7 protein-coding genes and 2 pseudogenes are annotated in these 10,257 nt (G+C 47.3%); 3 read left to right on the forward strand and 6 right to left on the reverse strand.

Going from position 1 to position 10,257, the window contains the following annotated elements; genetic code table 11:
• Positions 1-248 precede the first annotated feature (248 nt).
• From lolE to L5M38_RS03830, 3 genes are all read right to left on the reverse strand, one after another.
• A complete protein-coding gene (gene lolE / locus L5M38_RS03820; RefSeq protein WP_173244645.1) occupies positions 249-1,499 on the reverse strand; it encodes a lipoprotein-releasing ABC transporter permease subunit LolE in 1,251 nt (416 codons plus the stop codon).
• Positions 1,496-2,191: a lipoprotein-releasing ABC transporter ATP-binding protein LolD gene (lolD, locus tag L5M38_RS03825; RefSeq protein WP_028759813.1), complete on the reverse strand. Its 696-nt coding sequence runs from the start codon at positions 2,189-2,191 to the stop codon at positions 1,496-1,498. The genes lolE and lolD overlap by 4 nt, the downstream gene beginning before the upstream one ends.
• A gap of 135 nt (positions 2,192-2,326) precedes the next feature.
• Positions 2,327-3,559, reverse strand: coding sequence for a lipoprotein-releasing ABC transporter permease subunit (locus L5M38_RS03830; protein WP_028759812.1), 1,233 nt, complete (start codon positions 3,557-3,559; stop codon positions 2,327-2,329).
• A gap of 94 nt (positions 3,560-3,653) precedes the next feature.
• Between L5M38_RS03830 and L5M38_RS03835 the strand changes: the two genes are divergently transcribed.
• The 3 genes from L5M38_RS03835 to L5M38_RS03845 all read left to right on the forward strand — a co-directional run bounded on the left by L5M38_RS03835 (position 3,654) and on the right by L5M38_RS03845 (position 8,867).
• On the forward strand, positions 3,654-4,295 hold the full coding sequence (locus L5M38_RS03835) for a hypothetical protein (RefSeq protein ID WP_263178411.1): 642 nt from the start codon (positions 3,654-3,656) through the stop codon (positions 4,293-4,295).
• Between the two features lie 85 nt (positions 4,296-4,380).
• Positions 4,381-7,866 (forward strand): transcription-repair coupling factor, encoded by a 3,486-nt coding sequence (gene mfd, locus L5M38_RS03840; RefSeq protein WP_263178413.1) that lies wholly within the window; start codon positions 4,381-4,383, stop codon positions 7,864-7,866.
• Entirely contained in the window at positions 7,866-8,867 is a 1,002-nt protein-coding gene (locus L5M38_RS03845; protein WP_263178414.1) for a peptidoglycan binding protein CsiV, read from the forward strand. Before mfd ends, L5M38_RS03845 begins: the two co-directional genes overlap by 1 nt.
• A 48-nt stretch (positions 8,868-8,915) precedes the next feature.
• Here L5M38_RS03845 and L5M38_RS03850 read toward each other — a convergent pair whose 3' ends face one another.
• The 3 genes and pseudogenes from L5M38_RS03850 to L5M38_RS03860 form a co-directional block, all read right to left on the reverse strand.
• Positions 8,916-9,191 (reverse strand): acylphosphatase, encoded by a 276-nt coding sequence (locus L5M38_RS03850; RefSeq protein WP_028759808.1) that lies wholly within the window; start codon positions 9,189-9,191, stop codon positions 8,916-8,918.
• Positions 9,192-9,789: 598 nt separating this feature from the next.
• A pseudogene (locus L5M38_RS03855) lies at positions 9,790-10,017 on the reverse strand (hypothetical protein); the annotation flags it as partial.
• Between the two features lie 9 nt (positions 10,018-10,026).
• Positions 10,027-10,257: pseudogene (locus L5M38_RS03860) on the reverse strand (IS4 family transposase); the annotation flags it as partial.

The following is a 10,257-nucleotide window of genomic DNA, read 5'->3' on the forward strand; positions in this document are numbered from 1 at the left end:
CGCATAAAACAGATACAAAAAAGGCCAGTGGTAATCTCTTTAAGAGCACCCACTGGCTTTTTTGTTTATGTGGTTTTCATTCTAAAGCCTTAAGTATTCGAGTCATCAAGTCCTCAGTCACCACAATATCGTATTTAGAAATAGTATAGTAATTAAGCAATAGTAATTGGGAAGAAAGGAGTGTCCTGAAAACATCTGCACTGATTTCAGCCCAAATCGGCTAACAGGACGAACAGCTATTTATCCAGTTATCTACCCGCTAACGCTTGTGCTGGTGCAATTTGGCTCGCCTTCCAAGCGGGATACAAAGTCGCGATTAAACTCATCACAAACGCCATCACAATCACCAGTACTGCATCCGAAACATGTAACTCAGACGGTAAAAAATCGACAAAGTAAACATCGGCCGAGAGCAGTTGAATACCGAGTAACTGCTCAACTGAGCTCGCAATCGCACTTAAATTCAGCGCCACACTCACGCCGATAATGCCGCCAAGACCACAGCCAAGCAGACCGTTTAACGCGCCCTGCACCATGAAAATCCCCATCACAGCCAAACGACTCAAGCCCATGGTCATCAAAATCGCAATTTCGGACGCTTTATCCCGCACCGCCATGACTAAGGTGGAGACAATGTTAAAGCAGGCCACACCAATCACCAACACTAAAACTAAATACATCACAGTGCGAACTAACTGAATATCTTGATATAAATGCCCTTGGGTACGGGTCCAGTCACTGATATACACAGACTGCTTTTGCGCATAACCGAGTTCGCGCACTTTTACTGGTGCATCAAACACTTTATCGACGCTAATACGCACACCCGTTACACCGTTATTCATGTTCAAGATCTGCGCCGCGTATTGCAATGGAATATAAGCGGTTGTCAGTTCAAGCTCACCGCCCAGATGATAGGTGCCTGACACCACAAAACGATGGCTCTTCGCCGCACGTAAACTGCCTGCCGCGTCTGGATCGATATCCTGTACATATAAGGCCAGCGTATCACCCACCTCAAGCCCCAACTTAGTCAATAAACTCTCGCCAAGGACGATATGATTCTCATCTTGGCTCAGACTCTGCCAGCTTGCATCACTCATAAACTGTGACAAAGTTGAAACCTTCGTTTCTTCTTTCGGATCAATACCCACCACGGCTAAGCCTTGAAAACCACCTGGCTTCTGCACTAAACCTTGCATGCGGATAAAGGGGGCTGCACCACGAATACCTTCAATTTGTAGCGCACCTTGCGCAACACTCTGCCAATTGACGATAGGTTCGTCCACCCCGACAATGTCCGCCTGTGGCACTACACCCAGTAATCTTTGCTCTAGCTCTCGCTCAAAACCATTCATTGCAGACAGAACTATGATCAATACCGCCACACCTAAAGCGATACCGGCAGTCGATGCAAAGGAAATAAAACTAATAAAACTGTTGGATTGGCGGGCGCGATAAAAACGCCAACCAATGGATAGGGCTAACGGTCCTTTCATACTTGGGTTTCCGCCGCTAATTGCAAGTAACCGTTTTTCATCATCAGTTGGCGGTCCATACGGGCAGCCAATTTATGATCATGGGTCACCACCACAAACGCCGTACCTAACTGATCGGCCAGCTCGCGGATCAACTCATAAACCGCATCGCCACTGTTAGCATCTAAATTACCCGTAGGTTCATCGGCCAGCACTAACTTAGGTTTATTAATCAACGCCCTTGCGATAGCGACACGCTGACGTTCGCCGCCCGATAGTTCGGCGGGAATGTGGGTCATGCGATGGCCTAGCCCTACCCGCTCCAATAAGACTTTGGCATCGGCGAGCGCTTGTTTACGATCTTTACCTTGAATAAATGCCGGCATAGCGACGTTTTCTAGGGCAGTGAATTCAGGCAATAAATGATGGAATTGATAGATAAAGCCAAGATCTTGATTGCGGATCTGCGCTTGGCGCGCACTAGACACTTGGTATAAATCTTCGCCTAGCAACAAGACTTTGCCCGCGGTTGGCTCATCCAAAGTTCCCATAATATGCAGCAGTGTGCTCTTACCTGAGCCTGAGCTGCCGACAATCGCCAACTGCTCGCCCTTAAACACCTGCAAATCGACATTAGACAACACTTGCGTGGTCACGGCGCCATCATGGTAACTCTTACTGACACTCTGCACTTGCAGTAACACGTCTTGCATTGAAGTTCTCCCTTAAACATGCTTTGGCATCAATTTATTTCATCAAATCAATGCATTAAATTATTTTCATCTTAGCAAACCATCACTCACGGATGAATACCCATGGGTGACGACTATTCGTAAAAGCTCACGGGTTTACTCGTATCTCAGCGCAGTTGCGGGTTGCACACTGGCCGCACGCAGCGCGGGATATAAGGTCGCCAACAAGGTGACCAATAGTGTGCCTATCACGATCACTGACAACTGCATCAACTCCAGTTTTACTGGCAAACTCTGTCCCGCACCTAAAATCGAAATGCCTAAGGTCGTCATAATGCCATTCAGATTCAAAGTGATAAGTATACCTACCGCGAGCCCAAGCACTAAACCAAGTACTGCATTGAGCGAACCCTGCACCACAAAAATGCCCATCACGGCGGGCGTGGTTACGCCTTGGGTTTTTAGCACTGCCACATCCGTGGTTTTATCAACCACCATCATCACCAACGCCGAGACGATATTAAATGCGGCCACGGCCACAATCAGGCTCAGCATCAGTGACATCATGTTCTTTTCCATTTTTACCGCACCAAACAAGTGACCATAGGTATCACGCCAATCGCTAGTTGTTACCTTAATATCTTGTTTAGCGAGAACATCCTGCACTTTAGATGCTAAAGCGGGCGCACTAAAGGGATCGGTTAAATAAAGTCTAAGCTGATCAATAGCCTCACTCGGTTGACGCATTAGACGCTTTGCATCTTGATAATGAATATATGCAACGCCAGCATCAACCTGAGAGCCCATTTCAAAAATGCCAGATACCAAGAACTTACGTTGACTCGGCACAGGGCCTAATGGGGAGTACACCACACCATCGCCACTCAATAATCGTACCGTATCACCGGGAGCGACTTTGAGTTGCCGTGCGAGCTCAGATCCTAAAATCACCTTGAAGTCGCCACTCGCCAACTGTTCAAATGCACCTGAGTAAGTGTGCTGCGCAACGGAGGATAACTTTTGCGCTAATTCGGGAAACACCCCATAAACCTGCACAGCGCGAATATTCGACGCAGATTGCACCATGGCCTGCGTCGACACGCTCGGTGTCACGCCTAACACACCCGGTAAGGCTTTAAGCGCACTCGCCTGCTTTGTCCAATCGACTAACGGCGCTTCGCTATAAAGGGTTAATTGTGGCACTGCACCTAAGATACGTTGCTTAAGTTGGCCTTCAAGGCCATTCATCACTGAACTGACAACGATCAAGGCTGCAACGCCTAAAAAAATGCCCGAAACGGCAAATAAGGTAATGAACGACGCAAACGCGTTCGCTTTTTTGGCCCGCCAATAACGGTAACCAATATAGAAAGGGAATCCTGGATTCATTGAAAGAGGGTTGCGTCCTGTGTGCTGAACTTGCTAAATCATGAAGATGGGCACGATAATAGGGGTATTGGTCCTATAAATAAAGAGGCAAGCCTTGTTCACTGACACCAATCCGTATTTTAGTGTGCCTCACCACTTTACCGCCTACCTAAGCCAATGGCCGAATTCCCAGCCATTACCCTCAGAAATGGCTCTGAGATCAATGCAATCATTAGGCATTCAACTGCTCAGCGAAGTCAAAACACTCGAAGCTAACTGCTTGCTACAGCTGCGCCATTTAGATAACGAGGCAAAAGTTGTCGTGGATTTTTTAAAGCTGCAATCCCGCAAAGTAGATCTAGTGCTGCAACATGTATTAGAAAAAGAAACCCAAGAGGGCGAAAAATGCTTTGGTAACCAATTTGGTGGCAGTGGCCTGAGATTACTCACCCCAACAGCCTTAGACATTGGCTCCCACTATAAAATTACTCTGTTTATTCACGACGAATTAGTTGCCATTCTCTGTTTTGGCAAAGTCATCGCCACTCAAGCACAAAAAATAGCACAAGCCGAAGGCGATATGAGTCGTAATGACAGTACAGAGCAACATACTCAACCTGAACATCTACAATGGCAAACCGACTTTGAATTCAGTCAAATTCTTGAATCTGACGTGGAGCAATTAGTCAAAGCCAGCCTCAATGTGCAACAGAAACAACTCAAGTTACGCAAACTCGCCAGAGACGAGCGTCAATAGCCGCTGACTTTTCTCTGGCACCTACGCCATCAAGTCTCTACAATGTCTGCAACTCTTTGTGAATGAATCAGTTTATCGCACGCCAATGACTCACATATCAGCCCTAACGCCGCCAGCCGTCAAAAATGGCACTCAAATTCAGACTCTGTCCACCGTGGGCGGCGTTTGCCAAGCCGTTACACTCGCCAATTTAGCGCGTCAACATAAGGGAACGACCTTAGTCGTCACCAGTGACACGCCAAGTGCCTTAAGCTTAGAGTTAGAGCTGAGTTATTTGCTCAGTAAAACAGGCATTAAGGTCAGATTATTCCCTGACCGCGAAACCTTGCCCTACGACAGTTTTTCGCCCCATCAGGATTTAATCTCCCAGCGACTCGAAACGCTATCGCAGCTGTCTCAGATTGAGCAAAATATCGTCATCGTGCCCGTCACCACCTTGATGATACGCCTGCCACCTAAGGCCTATTTAAGCGCAAACGTGTTTGTGCTCAAAAAGGGGGATAGCTACAAGTTACACGATGTACGCCAGCATTTAACCGACACTGGCTACCATTCGGTGGAGCAAGTGTATGAACATGGCGAGTTTGCCATTCGCGGATCGATTCTGGATATCTTCCCAACGGGGATGAATATGCCACTGCGCATCGAGCTATTCGATGAAGAAGTGGAAACCATTCGCCATTTTGATCCAGAAACCCAACGCTCATTGCAACCTGTCGACTCGATTCGCCTATTGCCCGCGAAGGAATTCCCAACCGACAGTTCGGCCATCGAAGGTTTTAGGCAAAGATACCGCCGCCGTTTCGAGGTCATAGTCAAAGAGCCGGAATCGGTTTATCAGCTAGTGAGCCGTAACTTGATGCCGGCGGGGATCGAAAACTACCTGCCGCTATTTTTTGATGACACCGCCACCCTATTCGATTACTTGCCCAAGGACACTCAACTCGTCACCTTAGGCGATATCGAAAAGTCGGCGCGCGCCCATCTGCAAGAAGTCGAGCATCGCTATCAAGACAGACGCGTCGATCCGCTGCGGCCATTACTGGCGCCTAAAGAGCTGTATTTACTCATAGAAGAGTTATTTGCCGCCTTTAAACCACTGCCACGTTATCAAATGCAAGTGCCAACAGATGGCACTGAAACAACGAAAGCGGTTGTTATTGCCGCCAGCACCCTGCCCGACATCAGCGCCAATCATAAATTAAAGCAACCGCTGCTAGCGCTGCAAGATTATGCCGGCAGCGCCAAACGCATGTTGTTTAGCGCCGAGTCCGAGGGTCGCCGTGAAGCGCTGCTTGAATTGCTCGCTAAAATTCAGTTAAAACCTGCACTGTTTAACCATTTTGATGAATTTATTCAAAGTGATGCCAAGTTAGGCCTTATCGTGTCGCCGCTGTCACGCGGTTGTTTACTGCAAATCAGCGCCAAAGAAAGTATCAGTATCATTTGTGAGACTGAACTCTTCGGCCATCGTATTTCCCAGCAACGTCGCCGTGAAAAACAGCGTCAGATCAGTAATGATGCCCTGATTAAAAACTTGGCCGAACTCAAAGTTGGCCAGCCCATAGTGCATTTAGAACACGGCGTAGCACTTTATAGGGGCTTAGTCACCCTAGATACGGGGGGATTGGTCGCAGAATACTTGCAATTAGAATACGCTGGCGGTGACAAACTGTATGTGCCAGTGTCTTCATTGCATCTCATCAGCCGTTACAGTGTTGGCGCCGATGAAGACGCCCACTTAAATAAACTCGGCAACGAGACGTGGGCTAAAGCCAAGAAAAAGGCGATTGAAAAAATCCGCGACGTCGCGGCCGAGCTGCTCGATGTCTATGCCCGTCGCCAAGCGCGTCCCGGCGAAAGCTGCGCAATTGACGAAGAAGAATACGCTCAATTCGCCCGCGGCTTCCCCTTCGAAGAAACCGTCGATCAAGAAAGCGCCATCATTGCCGTGTTAGCCGATATGCAATCGCCGACCGCAATGGACAGATTAGTCTGTGGCGATGTGGGCTTTGGTAAAACCGAAGTCGCCATGCGTGCCGCCTTTGTGGCCGTCAACGCTGGCAAACAAGTGGTCGTGCTAGTTCCGACCACACTGCTTGCCCAGCAACACTATGAAAACTTTAAAGACAGATTTGCCGACTGGCCCGTGGTCACTGAAGTAATGTCACGCTTTCGCACCGCCAAAGAACAAGCCCAAGTGCTACAGCAATTGGAAGAAGGCAAAGTCGATATTGTTATCGGTACCCACAAGTTACTGCAATCTGAGGCCAAGTTTGAAAACTTAGGCCTGTTGATTATCGACGAAGAACACAGATTCGGTGTGCGTCAAAAAGAGAAAATCAAGGCACTGCGTGCCAACGTGGATATCTTAACCCTGACCGCGACGCCCATTCCGCGCACCTTAAACATGGCCATGTCGGGTATGCGCGATTTATCGATTATCGCCACCCCGCCCGCCAAACGTTTAGCAGTGAAAACCTTTGTGCGGGAATCGGATCCCGCGACTGTGCGCGAGGCTATTCTGCGGGAAATTCTCCGTGGCGGCCAAGTGTATTACCTGCACAATAATGTTGAAAGTATTGAGAAATGTGCCCAAGGCATTATCGATTTATTGCCTGAAGCGCGAGTCGTCGTTGCCCACGGTCAAATGCGTGAGCGCGATCTAGAACGGGTAATGTCAGACTTTTACCATCAAAGATTCAACGTGTTAGTCTGTACCACTATTATCGAAACAGGTATAGACGTCCCGAGTGCCAACACCATTATTATTGAGCGCGCCGACACCTTTGGTCTGGCGCAGTTACACCAATTGCGTGGCCGCGTCGGGCGTTCGCACCATCAGGCCTACGCCTATTTGATGACGCCGCATCCCAAACGTATGACCCCAGATGCGCGCAAACGTTTAGAAGCTATTGATGCTCTTGAAGATCTCGGGGCGGGCTTTATGCTGGCGACCCAAGATTTAGAGATCCGCGGCGCAGGTGAACTCTTGGGCGATGAACAGAGTGGCCATATTTCGAAAATTGGTTTTAGCTTATACATGGAAATGCTCGAAGCGGCAGTAAAAGCCTTAAAACAAGGCAAAGAACCGTCACTGGCGCAAATGCTCAATCAGCAATGCGAAATTGAACTGCGTATCCCAGCCCTTCTGCCTGAAGCCTATGTGAGCGACGTAAATATTCGTCTGTCGCTCTATAAACGCATCGCAGGTTGCGAAACACAGGCGGCGCTGGATGAGTTAAAAGTCGAATTGATCGACCGTTTTGGCTTATTACCTGAACCGACGCGTAACTTAATGGAAATGACCCTCTATAAACATGAGGCGACTCGCTTAGGTGCGACTAAAATAGAAGTGCACAGTAAAGGTGGCAGCATCGAATTTAGTGATGATCATGTCATAGATCCTGTGTTTATTATTGGATTACTCCAAAGCCAGCCACAAATCTATCGAATGGAAGGACCGAATAAGTTAAAGTTCAGCCTTGCAGCCGAAACCAGTAAAGACAGGCTCGCTTTAGTGAAACTCTTGCTAGAACAATTTTCGCAACATCGTCTTGGAGATAAATAGTGTTACGTAAACTCGCGGTCTCTATCGCTACACTCATTGCACTATCACACAGTCAGGTCGTCCAAGCAGAAGCTTGGTTCGAGGTTGAAGTCTATGTGTTTGAACGCCAAAGTCAGTCAAGTGAACAATGGCCTGATGCGCCGAACAAGACGAAAACCGATAACGCAATAGACTTAATCTCCCCAGCTATCGCGCAAGCAATCACGCCGATACCCAGCGCATCTGCGCCTTGCACACTAGTATTTGATGCCGATGCAAATAGCCACTGCGCTGAAACCTTAAACGGTACCTCAACGCCAGAACCTATGCCTGCCGCACCTGCGAGTGTGGAATATCGTTACCCGCCGGTGATCCCATCAGAAATCAGCAGCGCAACGACCAGTTATGCCAGCGCCAATGGCGCCCCAGTGTTATTAGCACGCAGCCAAAGTCAGTTCGCGAGTATTATCAATAGTATCTCCCGCGAACGTGGCACGCGCAGTTTACTGCACATGGCTTGGCAACAACCTATGCGTGGTAAGAGTGGCTCAGTACCCATACGCTTATTTGCGGGTAAAGATTTCTCAGGTACTTATCACTTCGATGGCAGAAAAATCATTAAGCAAGCTCAAGCAGAGCCTATGACTAATGCCGATGGCACACCAATGCTTGCACCTGCTGTATCACCAGTATGGGAATTAGATGGCACGCTGAATATCTATTTAAGCCACTATTTGTATATTGAAACCGCATTGCACTTACGCAAAGAAGGCAGAAAATTAATGCCAGCCGTACCCAGTGATGCGGCCGATACCAACGCAACACTCACGGCGCCCAAAGTCATGACACCATTTTTAATGTCTGTGCCTTTGGAGCAAAATCGCCGCGTGAAGAGTGAAGAAATCCATTATTTAGATCATCCCGAAATGGGTATGGTGATCCAAATCCGCAAGATGGCGCAACCCAGTGCAATGCAAAATAATCAGAATGCCGAATCAATACAGACTGTTGGCCAATACTGAACAAACACACAACCCGCACAATTCTTAAGTTAACACGGTACGTTTAAATTAAGACTGAACGATGGAGAAATCGAGGTAGATATCATCAGCCTCGTCTTCTCCTACCGTTACTGTTAATCCCTCAGTGCAAGGCACACCTACTTCGCACCAAGCAATTAAAGCATTAACAGCAATGTCACTGCCTTGGGCGAGTACTTCAACACTGCCGTCGCGGCAATTGGTTACATATCCTGTCACACCCAAGGCTCTGGCCTTAGTCAAGGTCGCATGACGGCAACCAACACCTTGCACTTTTCCCGTCAAATTAATTAATACTCGCTTCATCTCACGCTCCTTTTTCACGGAACCTTGTTATAGAAATAAGCATAGCCGCAATTATCCAAAGGCTAAGTGTTAACCTATGGATTTGTAGAACAAAAAACAAACAATATTTAAATTTAGGCAAAAAAAACAGCTAACAAGACTGCTGCTAGCTGTGTCGGGCGACATACGCAAAGGGATATCCAATAAATGGACAAATAAAACAGCAACTCTGTATCATTTTGTTACAAAATAGCAAGGGTCGCTACTTTACACAATAAATAATTATTTTCAAGAGTTTGAAAAGTAAAACTATCCATCACGAATGAATATAATGCTTTTAGCTGAAAATCAGCTCGTACACCCATCTGCATTGTTCATGTTTAAAAACATCCCCTGTGATAGCCGAAGAAGTATAAAGGCGTGTTGACGTTTAACGCTGAGATTGTGTTTGTTCTGGCAAGTTAGTAAACGCGAAACGAGGGTTTGAGAAGTGAGCCCTCTAATGACAAGCGGTGCGTATGCCTGACGATAAAGCAAGGCAGCAAACTAGATGCAAAAAAGCAAAAAACCGACCTAATTAGTCGGTTTTTGCTTGATTGTGTGATTAGGTGATGAAGTGCTACTCGCTGATCATCTGACCATTTTGATAGCGATACTCGGATGACGGTTCACCATTAAAGTAGTACACCGACCTGCCGTGCAGTTGATTATCAAGATACTCATCACTTTGCAGCAGGCTGCCATCTTCATTAAAACTATAGCCTTTACCTTGCAATTGACCTTTATCATCATACTGGGCCTGCCCTAATAAATGGCCATTGACGGAAAAGGCCTGCCAGTGACTAATGCCGTTCACTTAAGAGTGAACGGCATTTTTATTTGGTCTAATTGGGTACTTGTTTTTGCTCATTTTAAGCACTCTTGGATAAGCCCTTTCCCGTTTACCATCCAACTTAAATTGCCGTGCATTGCGTTCTATATCCAATACATCTCTCGGGACATTCCCCGGCGTTTGTGATGGCAGTTGTGTCAGCTTGAAGATGATATGACTCGCAGCATCCCGAAAACTCAGTTGATTGGGATGGAC

The sequence above is a fragment of the Shewanella sp. SM101 genome, assembly GCF_025654465.1.
Lineage (GTDB): Bacteria > Pseudomonadota > Gammaproteobacteria > Enterobacterales > Shewanellaceae > Shewanella > Shewanella oncorhynchi.

Coding starts and splice junctions, on each gene's coding strand:
- lolE (WP_173244645.1), bottom strand. CDS start 1,499: ATGAAAGGACCGTTAGCCCTATCCATTGGTTGGCGTTTTTATCGCGCC.
- lolD (WP_028759813.1), bottom strand. CDS start 2,191: ATGCAAGACGTGTTACTGCAAGTGCAGAGTGTCAGTAAGAGTTACCAT.
- L5M38_RS03830 (WP_028759812.1), bottom strand. CDS start 3,559: ATGAATCCAGGATTCCCTTTCTATATTGGTTACCGTTATTGGCGGGCC.
- mfd (WP_263178413.1), top strand. CDS start 4,381: ATGACTCACATATCAGCCCTAACGCCGCCAGCCGTCAAAAATGGCACT.
- L5M38_RS03850 (WP_028759808.1), bottom strand. CDS start 9,191: ATGAAGCGAGTATTAATTAATTTGACGGGAAAAGTGCAAGGTGTTGGT.